The following is a 15,578-nucleotide window of genomic DNA, read 5'->3' as shown; positions in this document are numbered from 1 at the left end:
TTCCTCGGCACGAAAGGCGTACCACCATGTCCGCAGCACGAATGCTCACCGGCGACCGCCCGACCGGGCGGCTGCACCTCGGGCACTACGTCGGCAGCATCGCCAACCGGGTGCGGCTGCACCAGCGCTACGAGAGCTTCTTCATCATCGCCGACCTGCACATGCTCACCACGAAGAACACCCGTGAGGACATCGCGCAGGTCTCCGCCAACGCCCGCGAGATGGTCACCGACATCCTCGCCGCCGGCGTCGACCCGGCCCGGGCGACCTTCTATCTCCAGTCGGCGATCCCCGAGGTCGGCGACCTGAACACCCTCCTGCAGAACCTGGTCACCGTGCCCCGGCTGGAGCGCGTCCCGTCGCTGAAGGAGATGGCCCGGGACTCCGGCAAGGAGGAGATGCCGTACGGGCTGCTCGGCTATCCCGTCCTCCAGGCCGCCGACATCCTCTGCGTGAAGGGGCAGGTGGTGCCGGTCGGGAAGGACAACGCGCCGCACGTCGAGGTGACCCGGGAGATCGCCCGGCGCTTCAACCACCTCTACGGCGAGGTCTTCCCGGTCCCCGAGCTGATCATGTCGGAGACGCCCACCCTGGTCGGCACCGACGGGGCGGCGAAGATGAGCAAGAGCAGAGGGAACGCCATCGCCCTCTCCGACGACCCGGCGACGGTCCGCCGCAAGGTGCTGGGCATGTACACCGACCCGAACCGGGTCCGCGCCGACGTGCCCGGCACCGTCGAGGGCAACCCGGTCTTCGCGTACCACGACGTGTTCAACCCGGACCGGGCGAAGGTCGAGGAGCTCAAGCAGCGGTACCGGGCCGGGCGGGTCGGTGACGTGGAGGTGAAGGAGGAGTTGGTGGGCGCGCTCAACCGGTTCCTCGACCCGGTCCGGGAGCGGCGGGAGCGGTTCGCGTCGGCCGGCGGGCTGGTCGACGAGCTGATCGTGACGGGCACCGAACGCACCCGCGCGCAGGTGCACCGCACCCTGGTCGAGGTGCGTCGGGCGATGGGCCTGACCAGCGCGTACACCCAGGTGCGGCGGAGGGCCGAGCGCTACCGCAAGGCCGTCGGCACGCCGGCCTGAGTTTTCGCGTACGCCGGAAGGGCCGGCTCGGGAACGGCCTTGCGCCGCCCCCGGGCCGGCCGGTTACGCTGGCCACGTGACCAGCTTCCGCACCCTCGTGCCGACGTCCTGCGACGTGTCGGTCGGTGCGCGACGCCGGCGGTCCCGCGACCGCCTGCGCTGAGTTCACCCTCCTTGCGACCGGCGGATCGAACCGCCGGTCGACCTCGGCCGTCCCTCGGTCCGCCCCGCACTTCCCGGAGATCCGCCAGCGGCGGATCCGAGCGAGACGGGCGTACCCATGGATCTGGAGAAGTTGTTGACCGACCGGCTGGCGCCGGCGTTCTCGGCGGTGGCCGGCGGCCCGGTCGACCCGGTCGTCCGGCGTTCGCAGCGCGCGGACTTCCAGTCGGACGCGGCGCTGGCGCTGGCCCGGCGGCTGGGCCGGCCGCCGCGCGCGATCGCCGAGGAGGTGCTGGCCCGCGCGGAGCTGGACGACCTGTGCGCCGCGGCGGAGGTCTCCGGGCCGGGGTTCATCAACCTGACCGTCGCCGACGGGACCCTCGCCGGGCTGGTGTCGGCGCTGGCCGTCGACCCACGGCTCGGCGTGCCGGTCACCGCCGAGCCGGAGACCGTCGTGGTGGACTACTCGGCGCCGAACGTGGCGAAGGAGATGCACGTCGGGCACCTGCGGTCGACGGTGATCGGTGACGCGGCGGCCCGGCTGCTGGAGTGGCGGGGGCACCGGGTGGTCCGGGCCAACCACCTGGGCGACTGGGGGACGCCGTTCGGGATGCTCATCGAGCACCTGGTCGACCTGGGTGAGGCCGAGGCGACGCAGGAACTCTCGATGGGCGACCTGGACTCGTTCTACAAGGCGGCCCGGGCGAAGTTCGACGCCGACGAGGCGTTCCGGGAACGGTCCCGGCGGCGGGTGGTGGCGTTGCAGGGCGGCGACGAGCGGACCCTGCGGCTGTGGCGGCTGCTGGTGGAGCAGTCGGAACGCTACTTCCTCACCGTGTACGACCTGCTGGACGTGACGCTGACCGACCGGGACTTCCGCGGCGAGAGCAGCTACAACGACCTGCTCGGCCCGGTCGTGGCGGACCTCGACCGGCTCGGGCTGCTCCGGGAGAGCGAGGGCGCGGCCTGTGTCTTCCCGCAGGGCTCGGTCGGTCGGGACGGCGAGCCGCTGCCGCTGATCGTCCGCAAGTCCGACGGTGGGTACGGCTATCCGGCCACCGACCTGGCCGCCGTCCGGCACCGTACCGGTGAGCTGGGCGCGACCCGGCTGCTCTATGTGGTCGGCCTGCCCCAGCGGCGGCACTTCGAGATGGTGTACGCCGCCGCCGCGCAGGCCGGTTGGCTGGTCCCGCCGGCCCGCGCCGAGCACGTGGCGTTCGGCTCGATCCTCGGGCCCGACGGGCGGATGCTGCGCAGCCGGACCGGCGAGTCGGTGAAACTCGTCCGGCTGCTGGAGGAGGCGGTGGCCCGGGCGACCGCGCTGACCCGGGAGCGGAACCCGGAGCTGACCGAGGCGGAAGCCGCCGAGGTGGGCCGGGCGGTCGGCATCGGCGCGGTCAAGTACGCCGACCTCTCCAACGACCGGCACCGCGACTACGTGCTGGACTGGGAGCGGATGCTGTCGCTGGACGGGAACACCGCGCCCTACCTCCAGTACGCGTACTCCCGGATCCGGTCGATCTTCCGGCGGGCCGGCCTGGCGGTCCCGCCGGAGGCGGCGGTCAGTCTGGCGGAGCCGGCGGAGCGGGCCCTCGCGTTCGAGCTGGTCGGCTTCGGGGCGGTGGTGACCGAGGTGGAGCGGAGCCTGGAGTTCCACCACCTGGCCGGCTACCTGCACCGGCTGGCCACCGCGTTCAGCGCCTTCTATGAGCGGTGCCCGGTGCTGCGGGCCGACGAGGCGGTGCGGGACAGCCGGTTGGTGCTGGCCGACCTGACCGCCCGGGTGCTGCGGCAGGGCCTGCACCTGCTGGGCATCCGGACGCCGGAGCGGCTGTGAGCCGGGGTCAGCGGGCCGCCCAGGTCTGCACCTCGACGAGGTTCCCCTCGGGGTCGCGCAGGTAGGCCGAGCGGACACCCCAGCCGGGCCGGTCGGCGGGCGGCAGCACCGCCGACCCGGCCGGCAGCCCGGCGACGGTGGCGTCCACGTCGGGCACCGGCAGGACCAGCAGCACGCCGCCGCCCCGCCCGGCCGGCAGCACGGCGTCGGCCGCGGCCCGGCCGAGGATCGCCAGGACGGTCTCGCCGCCCTGGTCGAAGCTCGCGTACTCGAACTCGGGAACGAGCCGCTCGGGGGTGCCCAGCAGGTCGGTGTAGAAGCGCAGGGTCGCCGGGAAGTCGTCGGCCACCACGCGCGCGTGCAGCGCCATGCCGTGACCCTAGCGGCGCCGGCGTCCCCGCGCGGCCCGTGCCGGTTCGGCCGCGCGGACGTACGACAGAGGCCCGGACCGTCGTGGGTACGGCGGTCCGGGCCTCGCGCGGTCGGTCCGGCGTCAGGCGGCGATGGACTTCGGGGTGGTCTTCGAGTCCAGCCCGGTGTTGATCAGCTTGGTGAGGTCGCGGCCGGTCTGCTTGTTGACGAAGGCGATGAACGCGGCCCGGTCCTGCTGGGTGTTCCTGCGCTCCTGCACCCAGGCGGTGGCGAGGGCGAAGAACGCCTTGTCGCCGATCAGGTTGTGGATCTCCCGCAGCATCGCCTCGGGGCAGAGATAGACGTTCCCCTCGGCGAAGTTCTTCGGGTTGGGCTTACCGGGCGGGCCGAGCTTCGCCCGCAGCTTGGCGTCGGCCTGGCGCAGGTAGCGGTCCAGGCCGGCGTCGCTGAGCTTCAGGGTCTCCTGGGTCCAGAGGTCCTGGGCGTAGGTGGCGAAGCCCTCGTTGAGCCAGAGGTCGTTCCAGGTGGTCGGCGTGACCGAGTTCCCGAACCACTGGTGGGCGTACTCGTGCAGCAGGTCGGTGCCCCAGCGCTCGCGCCGGGCCGCGCTGTTCTCGATCTTGCGACCCATGGTGATCATCTGCTGGGTCTCCATGCCCGACTCGGAGTCCACCAGCACGATCCCGCCGGACGGGAACGGGTACGGCCCGAACCGCTTCTCCAGCCACGCGAGGTACTGCGGCGACTTCTTCAGGTACGGCAGCAGCTTGTCGTCGGTGCCCTTGCGGTACCAGTAGGTGAGCGGGATGCCGTGCGGGCCGGTCGCGGTCAGCTTCTGGTACTTACCGACCGCGAGGGTGGTCAGGTACGTCGCCACCGGGTCGGTGCTGCGGTAGGTGAAGGTGCTGCCGGACTGCGGGCCGGGGGTGCCGCCGGCGATCGCGGACCAGCCCGCCGGGACGGTGACCTCGATGTCGTAGAGCGCCTCGTCGGAGGGCATGTCGTTCGCCGGGTACCAGGTGAACGCCCCGAACGGCTCCTGCATCGTCCAGAGGCCGCCCTCCCTGGTGACCGTGAGCCCGAGCGGTTCCACGTCGCTGCGGTGCGACGGCATCGGGGTGGTCTTCGGGCTGCCGTGGTACTTCACCACCAGGGTGACCGGCTTGTCGGCGGTGACCGGGGCGGCGACGGTCAGCTTCTCCTTCGCCACCGCGCCGGTGACCGTCGTGCCGTCGAGCATGACCGCGTCCACCTGGTAGGGCATGAAGTCGAGGACCAGGTTCGGCGCGTCCTTCGTCGGCCGGATCTGGAGCGTGGCGGTGCCGGTGAGGGTCTTCGTCGGCGGCGCCCAGTCGAGGGTCAGGCCGTAGTGCAGCACGTCCAGCGCGGCCGTGCCGCGATCGGGATAGACCGGGTCGGCCACCGGGGTCGACTTCCCGGCCTGCCAGGCCGTGTAGTCGATCGCCGGCGCGGAGGGGCTGGGGCTGGTCGACGCGGCGGAGTCGCCGGTCGCCGGGGTCTTCGGGGCCGAGGTGCAGCCGGCCACCAGCAGCGGCGGCAGGAGCAGGGTCAGGAGTACGGGGTGGCGCATCAGCGCACCGTACGGGAGCCGGCGGGCCCCGTGGGGGCACGACGTTCCCGGCCACCGGCGTCGCTATTCGAGAAACGAAGGAAACAATCGAAACAAACTGTACCGTTAATACTGTCCTGAAGGGACTTACGGCCCATGGAAGCCGGTTTTCACGGATGCTAGAAAAGAGGCGACAGAGGAACGCGAGGCAGGCCCGAGACACAAATCACAGGGCTATCGCAGAAACGGTGACCGCCGTCACGCACCGCCTGCGCGTTCCGCCGTTCCCACAAGGAAAGGGGTTCAGTCATGTCTGCCATGCTGCGCGTCATCGGTCGGGCCATGACGGCGTTTGCACTGCTCATCGGCGTTGGAGCCGGAACGCTGGCGGTCGCCGGACCGGCGCAAGCCGCCTACCGTACGGCCTCCGCGGTGACCGTCGTCCGCACCGGCGGATTCGCCGGGCTGACGCAGGATTTCACCGTTCTTTCCAGCACCGTTCACACGTCCACCCCGGATCTGATGTATACGGTGAACGGGCGCGAATTCCGCAGTCTCGCGCCGTCGTACCTGCCCAGCTCGAATGGTGCCGACCGGTACGTCTACACGGTGACCGTGTCGTACACGAATGGTGCGACCAAGACGGTGACCACCATGGACGGGGCCGACGCCCCGGCCGTGCTGTGGCAGGTGATCGACACCACCGTGCAGATCACCAACGACCTCACCGCCACCACCGCCGGCTGAACCCTGGACCGTCACCGGCCGGCCCGCACCCGCGGGCCGGCCGGTTCGCCGTTTCCGAATCCGCGGGTGTGAGCCGATCCCATGGGGGTAGTGCTGCGGTCACGGGTCAAGACATGCGCCCTCCAGGGCTCTCCCTGTCGACAGACAGGTGGGGCGTCCAGCGGAGAGCGGAGGCGTCATGTCGACAGAGCCCAGACCTGTCAACCGTCGACCCGACGCCGGGCCCACCGAGCCGACCATGTCGCTGGCCCTCACCGGCGACGGCTCGGCCAAGCTGGTTACCGTCGCGGGCGAGATCGACATGAGCAACGCCCACCTGCTGACCGAGCTGGTGGAGTTCGCCTCCCGTCCGCCGTTGCCGGCGATCGCGGTGGACCTCTCCGCGGTGCGGTTCTTCAGCGCGCACGGAGTGCAGGCACTGCTGGCGGCGCAGAACGCCGCGGCCCGGGCCGGAGTGGCGCTCTTCCTGCGTCACCCGTCGCCGTGGGTCACCCACATCCTCGCGGTCACCGGCGCCCTGCCGAGGTTCGAACTCGCCGGGGACACCGATGGAGCGGCGCCGAACGGGGTACTCGCCCTGGCACGGCAGCCCCGGCGCCAACACCTGGCGGACCCGCAGCTGATCCCCGACCGCCCACGAACGAGAACCCGGAAGGACCAGGACCTTGAGCGGCAACCAGTACCAGCAGCAGGACCCCCAGGAGCAGTACCGCGGGCCGGAGGAGCAGACCGGCGGCCAGCAGTCCGCCCCGGGCACCACCCGGGAGATGCCCGACAAGCCGGACCACGGTGAGGAGACGTACCAGGGCACCGGCCGGCTCACCGGCAAGCGGGCGGTGATCACCGGCGGCGACTCCGGCATCGGTCGGGCGGTCGCCATCGCCTTCGCCCGCGAGGGTGCCGACGTGCTCATCGCCTACCTGCCCGAGGAGGAGGACGACGCCCGGCAGACCGCGCAGCTGGTCGAGAAGGCCGGGCGCAAGGCGGTCACGGTCCCGGGCGACATCCGCGACGAGGCCCACTGCGCCGAGATCATCTCGCGGGCGGTGGACGAGCTGGGCGGCCTCGACATCCTGGTCAACAACGCGGCCCACCAGATGTCCCAGCCGGGCGGCATCACCGACATCACCACCGAGCAGTTCGACCGGGTGCTCAAGACCAACCTGTACGCCATGTTCTGGCTCTCCAGGGCCGCCGTGCCGCACCTGGCACCCGGTTCCACGATCATCAACACCGCGTCGATCCAGGGCTACCAGCCCTCGCCCGACCTGCTCGACTACGCCACCACGAAGGCCGGCATCATCGCCTTCACCAAGGGCCTCGGCGAGGGCCTGGCGGAGCAGGGCATCCGGGTGAACGCCGTCGCCCCGGGGCCGATCTGGACCCCGCTCATCCCCGCCACGATGGCGGAGGAGAAGGTCGAGTCGTTCGGCAAGGACGTCCCCCTCGGGCGCGCCGGGCAGCCGGCCGAGGTCGCCCCGGCGTACGTCTTCTTCGCCTCGCAGGAGTCCAGCTACATCACCGGAGAGGTGCTCGGCGTCACCGGCGGCAAGCCGCTCGCCTGAGTGCCACCGGCCGGCCGGCCGGCCGGCCGGCCCCGCCCCGGCGTGGGCGGCCGGAGACCGCACCGGCCCGCTGGCACCGCCGAGCGTCACCCGCTGCTCAGGTGCCGGCGACTGTCCGGTTCACCAGAGCCGCGGCGACGTCGCGGACCTTGCGGTTGCTGTCCTGGGAGACCTTCGACAGCAGGGCGAACGCCTCCTCCGGCGAGCAACGACGCTCGCTCATGATGATCCCCTTGGCCTGCTCGATCACCGCCCGGTTGCGCATCGCCTCGCGCATCTGCTCCGCCAACGTGGTGGCACTGTCGTAGTGGTGGGCGTTGGACAGCGCGACGGCCGCGTACGCCGCGAATCCCTCGGCGACCTCGATCGTCGGCGGGTCGAAGGCGTGCGGCACGTCCCCGTAGACGTTCAGCGCCCCCACGACCGACGCCTGGATCGGCAACCCGATCGACATCGAACTTCCCACCCCGACGGAGCGGGCCTTCGTCGCCCAGTCCGGCCAGCGCTCCTCGGCCGCCATGTCCGGCACCGAGATGACGTCGCCGCTCGCGGAGGCGTCCAGGCAGGGCCCACCCTCATGCCTGTACTGCCATTCGTCGAGGTCACGGGCGAGGTCGCCGGTGGCCGTCACGGTCTGCCGCTGCCGCCCCTCGACCAGGGTGACCGACACGTCCCTGCTGCCGGGAATGCTCTGGTTGGCCAGCTCGGCGACCCTGCGCAACATGCCGTCCATGGTCGTCTCGTCCAGTCGGATCCGACCCAGCTCGGCGAAGGCGTCGGCAGGATCCGCGGGGTGTTGCGGCATGACAGATCGGTCCTTGTCCGCCGGCTCAGCCAGCAGGTCGGTGACACATCGGCAATCGCCCGCCTCATGGTGGGGCCGCACTCCCGCGACCGACGGGTCACCCCTTGGTCGTACCCGACCGGCGGCCGACTGACACCTGGCGAATGGCGCGAACCGGTTGCGGAGGTCTTCCCGCGCTCGGCCGGTGACGCCACACAGGGGGAGCAGCCCAGGACAGGGATGTCCTCCGGCACGGTCGCGCCGACCCTGTTCTACTTCGCGCCGCGCAGGCCGGTACTTCCGCTCGTTCACCGCCTCCAGCCTGGGCGGCACCTGGACCCCGCAGGCCGCCACCGAGAGCAACCCGTTCGCCGGCAAGGCCAACAGCGGTGCCACCTGGACCAACGACATCAGCCACGGCGAGCTGATCCGCACCACCGCCGACCAGACCTTCACCGTCGACCCCTCTGCTCTACCAGGGGCGGGCGACCAACTCCGGCGGCGACTACGGTTACCGGCCCGGCCTGCTGACCCTGCAACGCTGACCGCGTCCGGGGGGGGGGGGAAGAAAAAAGGAGCCGGACTGCCATCTCGGCAGTCCGGCTCCTTCACCTGCTGTGCGCCCGAAGGGACTCGAACCCCTAACCTTCTGATCCGTAGTCAGATGCTCTATCCATTGAGCTACGGGCGCTTGCTGCTCGGCCAGTCTACACACCCGGCTTTCGCGCGGAGACTCCGGGATTCGAACCCGGGAGGGGCTTTAAGACCCCAACCGCATTAGCAGTGCGGCGCCATAGACCAGACTAGGCGAAGTCTCCCTGGTGATCCGGAGACCACCGCGCCCGAGGATACAGGTCCCCACCCATCGGGGGCAAAGCGACTATCGGTCCCGCGTCCCGGCCCTGCGTTTCCCGGGTGTGCCAGGTCACGGTCGGGACTACGCTCCATCGATATGCAGGAGCAGCCGCCGGGCGATCCGGCCCGCCAGGAGTCCACCGGCCAGGCCCGAAGGAGCCGCTCCCCGAAGGCGACCTTCACCCCGCCACCCAGCCCGGAGCCGATCGTCCCGCCGGCCCGGCAGCCTGCGGCGGAGGAGCCGAAGGCCACACCGCCGCGCCGGGCGAGGCCCGCGCCGCCCGTGCTCTTCCAGCCTCCCGAGGCGGACCAGGCCACCGCCGCACCCCGGCGCAGGCCGGCAGGCCTCGCGCCGACCGGCGAGGATCGGGGTACGCGCAGCGCGCCCCCCGCGACGGCCGACCCTGCGGCGGCGGGCGGCCTCCCGGAGCGTACGACCGGACCGGCGGAGGAAGCGGTCGGTGGCGAGCCGGGTTCCGGGGAGGGGCGGAAGGCCGCTCGCCGGGCCGCGCCGAAGAAGGCGGCACCGGCCCCCCGGAAGCGGGCCGCTCGGCCGGCGGGAGAGCCGACGGAAGCCGCGAGTGAGCTGCCGCACACCGGGATCGGGGCGGGCGCCACGGAACCGACGGGACCGGTCACCTCCACCACCGCGCGGCAGGTGGCGAGCACCTCGACGGGTGCCGACGGGACCGAGGCGGCTGATCCGGGCACCCAGCAGCCGGCGACGCCGGCCCCGGCTCCCGCTCCGGCAGCGGAGACCTCGCCCCGGAAGTCGGCCACCCGCGACACCACCGCGAAGAAGGCCGGCCCCACCGCCAGGAAGGCCGGCGCCACCGCCCCGAGGGCGAGCACCGCCGCCAAGAAGGCCGGCACCACTGCCGCGAAGACCGGGCCCTCCGCCACGAGGACCGGCAGCACCGCGAGGAAGCCGGCAGCCGTCCGGAAGGATCCGGTCACCGAGGCCGGTGTCACGACCCCGACCCCACCGGAGACGGTTGACCAGCCGGTACCGCGCACCCCCAGGGAGGAAGTGGCGGTGCCGCGTGACCCGGTGGTGGAGCAGCCGGTGACGGGTACGCCGGAGGTGGAAGAGCCGGTGGCGCGTACCCCTCAGGTGGAAGTGGCGGGGCCGTGTACGCCGGGGGTGGGGTTGCGGGCGGTGCGGGCGCGGGTGCTGGACCACCCGGGGTTGGCGCCGGAGCTGCTGGCCCTGGCGGCGGTCGAGGCGCTCGGGCCGCGCGCCCGGGAGTGGGCCGAGCGGCTGCGCGAGACGTACCCGGATGCGGACGCCGACGGGCTGGCCCGGCTGGCGGCCCGGCGGTTCGTCCGGCTGGCCGGGGCCGGTGGGGCGGTGTCGGCGGTGGCCGGGCTCTTCGCGCCGGTGGCGGAGCTGGCGTCGGTGCTCTGGACGCAGGCCGGCCTGGTGCTGCACCTGGCGGCGGCCTACGGGCACGACCCGGCGCACCCGGACCGGGCGGTGGAGCTGCTGGTGCTGACCCGGGTGCACCCGGACGCCGACAGCGCGCGGGAGGCACTGGCGGCGGCCCGGTCGGCGGACGGGGCCGGGGAGCCGTCGTGGCCGCGGGCGGCGGAGGCGGCCCGGCGGTTGGCGGTGCCCCTGGCCGCGCAGGCGGGCGGCTGGCTGGGACTGCGGTTGGCGTCCCGGCTGCTGCCGGGAGCGGCGGTGCTGGCGGCGGCTGCCGGGAACGCGGCGGCCGCGGAACGCCTGGCCGCCCGGGCGGTCGGCCACTACCGACCTGCGCGGGTGCGCTGACCGGTCAGAGCCAGTCGAACCAGCCCTTCGGCAGCAGCGCGTAGCCGACGAAGGCGACCACGTCGAGCAGGGTGTGCGCGATGATCAACGGCAGCACCCGGCGGGTGCGCAGGAAGAAGAACGCGAAGATCACGCCCATCACGGCGTTGCCGAGGAACGCGCCGAAGCCCTGGTAGAGGTGGTAGGAGCCGCGCAGGACGGCGCTCGCCGCGAGCACCGCGCCGAGCCGCCAGCGCAGCCGTCGCAGCCGGGTCACCAGATAGCCGACCACGATCACCTCCTCCAGCACGGCGTTCTGCACGGCGGCCAGGATCAGCACCGGCACCGCCCACCACAGGTGCGGCAGCGCCGCCGGGACCAGGGTGGCGTTGATGCCGAGCTGCGCCGCCGCCCAGAACAGCGCCAGGCCGGGCAGGCCGATCAGCGCCGCCAGGCCGGCGCCCCGGGTCAGGTCCGACCCGGGCCGGGTCAGGTCGACCCCGAGCGCCCGCGCCGGGTCGCCGGGGTCCCGGGCCAGCAGGTGTACGGCGAGCAGCACCGGCAGCAGCGCGAAGAAGATGCCGACGAGCTGGTACGTCAGGTCGAGGTAGGGCCGGGCCGACTGGGAGGTGTTCAGCGCCGCGGTCTGCTTGGACAGCGGACCCGCGGCGGTCAGCTTGGCGGCCAGCGAGACGATCGCGTACACCGCGGACTGGCCGAGGGAGAGCCCCAGCACCAGCAGCGTCTCGTTACCCAGGGTCCGGCGGGTGAGCTGATCGGCCCTCAGGGGACCGGCTTCTGTCCGTGACTGCGGAACTGGCAGGCCCGGCTCGCTCCTCGCGCTCACGGGACCACTGTGCCGTATGCGAAGGCCCGGTGACACCGCCCTCACGATCGGCGTGAGGCGATCGCACATTCTGTGCGACCGGTGTGCACACTCCGTGGACATTCTATGGGCGCCCGATCCGCCGTCAGGAGAAGGAGCGTGCCCCCGTGGAGAACTTCGCGCGGCTGTTGAAGGAGAGCTGGACCCTCGTCGAGGAGGACCGGGAGCGGCTGAGCGGTCACTTCTACGCCCGGCTGTTCCTGCTCGACCCGGAGCTGCGCAAGCTCTTCCCGGTGACGATGACCGGGCAGGGCGACCGGATCCTGGAGGCGATCGTCACCGCGACCCAGACCATCGGCGACCCGGAGAGCTTCGACGAATACCTCCGCGCGCTGGGCCGGGACCACCGCAAGTACCACGTCGACGCGGCGCACTACGAGACGATGGGCGTCGCGCTGCTGGACGCGCTGCGCAGCACCGCCGGCGACGGCTGGAACCTGGAGTACGACCAGGCCTGGCGGGACGCGTACGCGGGGATCTGCGAGAAGATGCTGGCCGGGGCGGCGGCGGACGAGAACCCGCCGTTCTGGCACGCGGAGGTGCTGACCCACGAGCGGCACGGCCCGGACACCGCCGTGTTGACCGTCCGCGCGTTGCAGGCGCCGCTGGCCTGGAAGGCCGGCCAGTACGTCAGCATCGAGGCGCCCCGGCACCTGCCCCGGGTGTGGCGGACGTACTCGGTGGCGAACGCGCCGAACGACGACAACGTGCTGGAGTTCCACATCCGTACGCCGGCCGGCGCCGGCTGGCTCTCCGGCGCGCTGGTCCGTCGGACGAAGCCGGGTGACCTGCTGCGGCTGGCGGCGCCGATGGGCTCGATGACGCTGGACCGGTCCTCGACGCGGGACATCCTCTGCGTGGCCGGCGGGGTCGGGCTCGCCCCGATCAAGGCGCTGGTCGAGGAGCTGACCGGCTTCAACCGGACCCGCTGGGTGCACGTCTTCTACGGTGCCCGCCGGCGCGAGGAGCTGTACGGCCTGGCCGGCCTGGAGGAGCTGGTGTCGGCGCATCCGTGGCTGTCGGTGACCCCGGCGTGCAGCGAGGACCCGGAGTTCGACGGCGAGCTGGGCGACATCTCCGACGTGGTGAGCCGCTACGGGCCGTGGACCACGCACGACTGTTACGTCTCCGGCTCGGCGCGGATGGTCCGGTCGACCCTGCGCGTCCTGGCCGAGGACGACGTCGCGCCGGACACCATCCGGTACGACACCTTCGGCAACCTGTAGACATTCCTCCCCCCGAGCCGGGTCGCGTGCCCCCGCCCCCTGGGGCACGCGACCCGGCCCCCGATCGCCGGTACGCGGGCCGGGCCGGCAACCGGCCCGCGTACCGGGGTCTCAGTAGCGCCAGGGGTTGCCGGTCTCGCGGTATTCCTCGACGGGCACCAGCGGCACGCCGGGGGCCATCCGGTCGACGTAGAGTCGCCCCTCCAGGTGGTCGATCTCGTGCGCGACCAGCCGCGCCATCGCGTACTCGAAGGACGTGATGATCCGGCTGCCGTCCCACTGGGCGTGCTCGACGTCGATCCGCAGCGGGCGGGGCACCAGACCGCGGTGGTCGAAGAAGGAGAGGCAGCCCTCGTACTGCTCGTCGGCGTCGTGGGCGGTGTCCACCACCCTGGGGTTGAGCAGCACGACGGGCTCGGCGGCCCGGTCGGCGGGGCGGATCACGGCGGCGGCCCAGCCGATGCCGAGCTGGGGTGCGGCGATGCCGACGCCCTTGCTGAACGGGTGCAGTTCGTCGAGGCGGTCGAGCATCGCGGCGAGCCGGTCGACCACGGACCGGGCGGTCCGTTCCTCCCGGGGCAGGTCGAACTGGCGGGCGTGCTGCCGCAGCAGGTCGTCGCCGCGCTGGACGATGCCGATGTCGCGCATCCGGTCGCTGGCCCGGACCCGGGCGGCCCCCGTCGACGCGTCCGGCTCCAGGTCGGGCGGCTGGCTGCGGAACCGCCACTGGAGTCGGTAGCGGGCGTTCAGCGGTGGTTCGTCGGTGGACCAGTCGAAGACCGCCCGGTCGCCCCGGTCGTGCCGCTGGATCTGGGTACGCAGCGGCCCCTCCTCGGCGGAGAGCGAGGTCTCCACCCCCCAGACCTGTGGGTCCAGCCCGGCGGGGAGGTCCAGCCGGACGGCGAGGTGCCGGGTGGGCAGGCGGACCGCCCGCTGGAACCAGGGCCCCCACTTCTCCTGACCGACCTGGTACGCGTACTCGATGGTGACCCGGTCGCCGGGGTAGAGCGGGAAGCGGCCCTCGCCGTTCTCGAAGAGCAGCCAGATCTCCTTGAAGGCGTCCCGGTCGTGCTTGGCCCGCCAGTGCATCGGCTCCCGCTGCCCGCCGTCGTCCCGGTACGCCCGCAGGTGCAGCTCGGCGAAGGTGAGCGGGTGTTCCCGGTGGTGCCGGTTGGAGCGGCCCGGGTCGTTGGGGTAGCGGTCGACGGCGACCCGGACGAGGTAGCGGCTCACCGGCTCGGTGCCGGCGTTGTAGAGCTCGCGGCGGATGACGCAGCGGTAGCCGTCGTCGGTGTGGGTGAGGGTGGCCAGTTCCCGCTCGACCACCAGGCCGGTGCCGGGGGGCAGCCACTGGCCGGGCACGGGCAGTTCCCGTTGGCCGCCGCCGGTGCGGGCGTGCCGCAGGTCGTCGTACTCCCGGAAGCGCTGCCAGATCGCGCCGCTGGCCTCCAGGACGGCCTCGGCGCGACGGGCGAAGTCCTCGGTGGGTCGGTGTCGGCGGCCTTCGACGTGGCTGACGTACGACGGGTCGAAGCCCATCAGGGTGGCGAGCTGTTTCTTGGACAGCCCCCGGCCGGTGCGCTGGCGGGCGAGTTCGGCCGCGAACGAGTCGGCGGCCCGCTCGATGGGTGAGGTCGTCATCAGCTTCCTCGCGGCCGGGAGTTCCAGTGTCACGGTGTGTACCCGAACGCGTACTGAAACTGCCTCATATTCGACAGTCGGCTTGACAATTCAGCCATACCCGTCAATGCTTTCGCCGCCTCGCGGCTCCGCCGGCCGGGCGTTTTCCTAGCGGGAGCCCGGGTAAGGCGAAGTGACGGGGGCCTCTCCATCCACCGCCCGCGACCACTTCCCCGGACCGACCGCCATGGTTAGGCTAGCCTTAGCTCAGATGACGGTTCGGGTCTCGCGCCCGGCGACCAGACAGGGGACGGATCAGGTGACAGCGGTGATGCCGAGGCGGGACGTCGCCGCGCCGCTCGCCCCGGTGACCGCCACCCTGCGTGTCATGTTCGGCACCGACGACCTGCCCGGGCTCGCCCCCGGGCTGCTGGTCGCCACCGAGGAGCCGCACTGGAGCCCGGCGACCCGGCTGATCGACGGCACCCTCCTGCCCCGCTTCCTGCGCGCCGCGACGCTCCGCTGGGGCGGTACGCCGCACGCCTGCGCCGCGCTGGCCTGGAAGTCGTACAGCTACTGGGCGGCCCTGCCGGTGGTGCTCGGCTGGGCCTCGGCCCGGCGGGTGCCGCTGCTCGACCCGGCGGACGTGCTGGTCCACTTCGAGGACCACCGGCCGCTGCTCACCCTCGGCCTGCGCCGCTCGACGACGGTCGCGGTGCTGCCGACCGACCCGCTGGCGCTGACCGGCGCCCCGGAGATCCGGGTCGTCGCCGACGAGGACGCGCTCCTGGCGGCGCTGCGCGGCTCCCTGCTCGACGCCCACCTCGCCCCGCTGATCTCGGCGATCCAGGCCGAGGTCCGGATCGGCACCCGCACCCTGCTCGGCTCGGTCGCCTCGGGGGTCGCGCACGGCATCCTGCGGGCCGCCGACGCGCTGCCCGGCTCGTCGACCCGGAGCATCTCCACCCTCCTCGACGCCCTCGACCTGGCCGACCTGGTGGAGCTGGTGCCCGGCCCGGCCGGCGAGCCGACCGTGCAGCGCCGCACCTGCTGCCTCGCCTTCACCCTGCCCCGGCCGAAGATCTGCCAGGGCTGCTGCGTCCGCCCCTCCTGACC

The 15,578-nt window shown here is 72.5% G+C and carries 13 protein-coding genes, 2 tRNA genes and 1 pseudogene; 9 read left to right on the top strand and 7 right to left on the bottom strand.

The window, feature by feature from the left end; genetic code table 11:
* The first annotated feature begins 26 nt into the window (after positions 1 to 26).
* A complete protein-coding gene (gene trpS / locus ABUL08_RS24600; RefSeq protein ID WP_350932345.1) occupies positions 27 to 1,085 on the top strand; it encodes a tryptophan--tRNA ligase in 1,059 nt (352 codons plus the stop codon).
* Positions 1,086 to 1,365: 280 nt separating this feature from the next.
* Positions 1,366 to 3,084 (top strand): arginine--tRNA ligase, encoded by a 1,719-nt coding sequence (argS, locus tag ABUL08_RS24595; protein WP_350932344.1) that lies wholly within the window; start codon positions 1,366 to 1,368, stop codon positions 3,082 to 3,084.
* 7 nt (positions 3,085 to 3,091) lie between these two features.
* On the opposite strand, the gene ABUL08_RS24590 is transcribed toward argS, so the two are convergent.
* Positions 3,092 to 3,454: a VOC family protein gene (locus ABUL08_RS24590; RefSeq protein WP_350932343.1), complete on the bottom strand. Its 363-nt coding sequence runs from the start codon at positions 3,452 to 3,454 to the stop codon at positions 3,092 to 3,094.
* Between the two features lie 123 nt (positions 3,455 to 3,577).
* A complete protein-coding gene (locus ABUL08_RS24585) occupies positions 3,578 to 5,047 on the bottom strand; it encodes a M1 family metallopeptidase (RefSeq protein WP_350932342.1) in 1,470 nt (489 codons plus the stop codon).
* Between the two features lie 288 nt (positions 5,048 to 5,335).
* Here ABUL08_RS24585 and ABUL08_RS24580 point away from each other — a divergent pair, with 288 nt between their 5' ends.
* The 3 genes from ABUL08_RS24580 to ABUL08_RS24570 all read left to right on the top strand — a co-directional run bounded on the left by ABUL08_RS24580 (position 5,336) and on the right by ABUL08_RS24570 (position 7,338).
* A complete protein-coding gene (locus ABUL08_RS24580; protein WP_350932341.1) occupies positions 5,336 to 5,773 on the top strand; it encodes a protealysin inhibitor emfourin in 438 nt (145 codons plus the stop codon).
* A 178-nt stretch (positions 5,774 to 5,951) separates the two neighbouring features.
* On the top strand, positions 5,952 to 6,566 hold the full coding sequence (locus ABUL08_RS24575; RefSeq protein WP_350932340.1) for an STAS domain-containing protein: 615 nt from the start codon (positions 5,952 to 5,954) through the stop codon (positions 6,564 to 6,566).
* Entirely contained in the window at positions 6,541 to 7,338 is a 798-nt protein-coding gene (locus ABUL08_RS24570; protein WP_350938825.1) for an SDR family oxidoreductase, read from the top strand. Before ABUL08_RS24575 ends, ABUL08_RS24570 begins: the two co-directional genes overlap by 26 nt.
* Positions 7,339 to 7,435: 97 nt before the next feature.
* Here the strand turns inward: ABUL08_RS24570 and ABUL08_RS24565 are convergent, their stop codons facing one another.
* Positions 7,436 to 8,143 carry a GAF and ANTAR domain-containing protein gene (locus ABUL08_RS24565; protein WP_350932339.1) on the bottom strand — a complete coding sequence of 236 codons (708 nt, stop codon included), beginning with the start codon at positions 8,141 to 8,143 and terminating at the stop codon, positions 7,436 to 7,438.
* A gap of 268 nt (positions 8,144 to 8,411) precedes the next feature.
* On the opposite strand from ABUL08_RS24565, the pseudogene ABUL08_RS24560 reads away from it, so the two are divergent.
* Positions 8,412 to 8,667, top strand: a pseudogene (locus tag ABUL08_RS24560) (non-reducing end alpha-L-arabinofuranosidase family hydrolase); the annotation flags it as partial.
* Positions 8,668 to 8,740: 73 nt separating this feature from the next.
* Here the strand turns inward: ABUL08_RS24560 and ABUL08_RS24555 are convergent.
* Both ABUL08_RS24555 and ABUL08_RS24550 read right to left on the bottom strand, forming a co-directional pair.
* A tRNA-Arg gene (locus ABUL08_RS24555) sits at positions 8,741 to 8,813 on the bottom strand.
* A gap of 36 nt (positions 8,814 to 8,849) precedes the next feature.
* A tRNA-Ser gene (locus ABUL08_RS24550) sits at positions 8,850 to 8,940 on the bottom strand.
* Positions 8,941 to 9,074: 134 nt separating this feature from the next.
* Here ABUL08_RS24550 and ABUL08_RS24545 point away from each other — a divergent pair.
* On the top strand, positions 9,075 to 10,751 hold the full coding sequence (locus tag ABUL08_RS24545) for a hypothetical protein (RefSeq protein WP_350932338.1): 1,677 nt from the start codon (positions 9,075 to 9,077) through the stop codon (positions 10,749 to 10,751).
* Between the two features lie 4 nt (positions 10,752 to 10,755).
* Here the strand turns inward: ABUL08_RS24545 and ABUL08_RS24540 are convergent, their stop codons facing one another.
* Positions 10,756 to 11,517: a CPBP family intramembrane glutamic endopeptidase gene (locus tag ABUL08_RS24540; RefSeq protein ID WP_350938824.1), complete on the bottom strand. Its 762-nt coding sequence runs from the start codon at positions 11,515 to 11,517 to the stop codon at positions 10,756 to 10,758.
* A gap of 206 nt (positions 11,518 to 11,723) precedes the next feature.
* Between ABUL08_RS24540 and ABUL08_RS24535 the strand changes: the two genes are divergently transcribed.
* Positions 11,724 to 12,842 carry a globin domain-containing protein gene (locus ABUL08_RS24535; protein WP_350932337.1) on the top strand — a complete coding sequence of 373 codons (1,119 nt, stop codon included), beginning with the start codon at positions 11,724 to 11,726 and terminating at the stop codon, positions 12,840 to 12,842.
* A 111-nt stretch (positions 12,843 to 12,953) separates the two neighbouring features.
* On the opposite strand, the gene ABUL08_RS24530 is transcribed toward ABUL08_RS24535, so the two are convergent.
* Positions 12,954 to 14,483: a peptide deformylase gene (locus tag ABUL08_RS24530; protein WP_350932336.1), complete on the bottom strand. Its 1,530-nt coding sequence runs from the start codon at positions 14,481 to 14,483 to the stop codon at positions 12,954 to 12,956.
* A gap of 310 nt (positions 14,484 to 14,793) precedes the next feature.
* Between ABUL08_RS24530 and ABUL08_RS24525 the strand changes: the two genes are divergently transcribed.
* The gene (locus tag ABUL08_RS24525; protein ID WP_350932335.1) at positions 14,794 to 15,576 is read left to right on the top strand and encodes a ferric iron reductase; all 783 of its coding nucleotides are present in this window, start codon (positions 14,794 to 14,796) and stop codon (positions 15,574 to 15,576) included.
* Positions 15,577 to 15,578: the final 2 nt, after the last annotated feature.

The sequence above is a fragment of the Micromonospora sp. CCTCC AA 2012012 genome, from assembly GCF_040499845.1.
GTDB classification, from domain to species: domain Bacteria; phylum Actinomycetota; class Actinomycetes; order Mycobacteriales; family Micromonosporaceae; genus Micromonospora; species Micromonospora mangrovi.
The sequence above is the reverse complement of the archived record's forward strand: the minus strand, read 5'-3'. Positions and strand labels throughout refer to the sequence as shown.

Coding starts and splice junctions, on each gene's coding strand:
- trpS (WP_350932345.1), top strand. CDS start 27: ATGTCCGCAGCACGAATGCTCACCGGCGACCGCCCGACCGGGCGGCTG.
- argS (WP_350932344.1), top strand. CDS start 1,366: ATGGATCTGGAGAAGTTGTTGACCGACCGGCTGGCGCCGGCGTTCTCG.
- ABUL08_RS24590 (WP_350932343.1), bottom strand. CDS start 3,454: ATGGCGCTGCACGCGCGCGTGGTGGCCGACGACTTCCCGGCGACCCTG.
- ABUL08_RS24585 (WP_350932342.1), bottom strand. CDS start 5,047: ATGCGCCACCCCGTACTCCTGACCCTGCTCCTGCCGCCGCTGCTGGTG.
- ABUL08_RS24580 (WP_350932341.1), top strand. CDS start 5,336: ATGTCTGCCATGCTGCGCGTCATCGGTCGGGCCATGACGGCGTTTGCA.
- ABUL08_RS24575 (WP_350932340.1), top strand. CDS start 5,952: ATGTCGACAGAGCCCAGACCTGTCAACCGTCGACCCGACGCCGGGCCC.
- ABUL08_RS24570 (WP_350938825.1), top strand. CDS start 6,541: ATGCCCGACAAGCCGGACCACGGTGAGGAGACGTACCAGGGCACCGGC.
- ABUL08_RS24565 (WP_350932339.1), bottom strand. CDS start 8,143: ATGCCGCAACACCCCGCGGATCCTGCCGACGCCTTCGCCGAGCTGGGT.
- ABUL08_RS24545 (WP_350932338.1), top strand. CDS start 9,075: ATGCAGGAGCAGCCGCCGGGCGATCCGGCCCGCCAGGAGTCCACCGGC.
- ABUL08_RS24530 (WP_350932336.1), bottom strand. CDS start 14,483: ATGACGACCTCACCCATCGAGCGGGCCGCCGACTCGTTCGCGGCCGAA.
- ABUL08_RS24525 (WP_350932335.1), top strand. CDS start 14,794: ATGCCGAGGCGGGACGTCGCCGCGCCGCTCGCCCCGGTGACCGCCACC.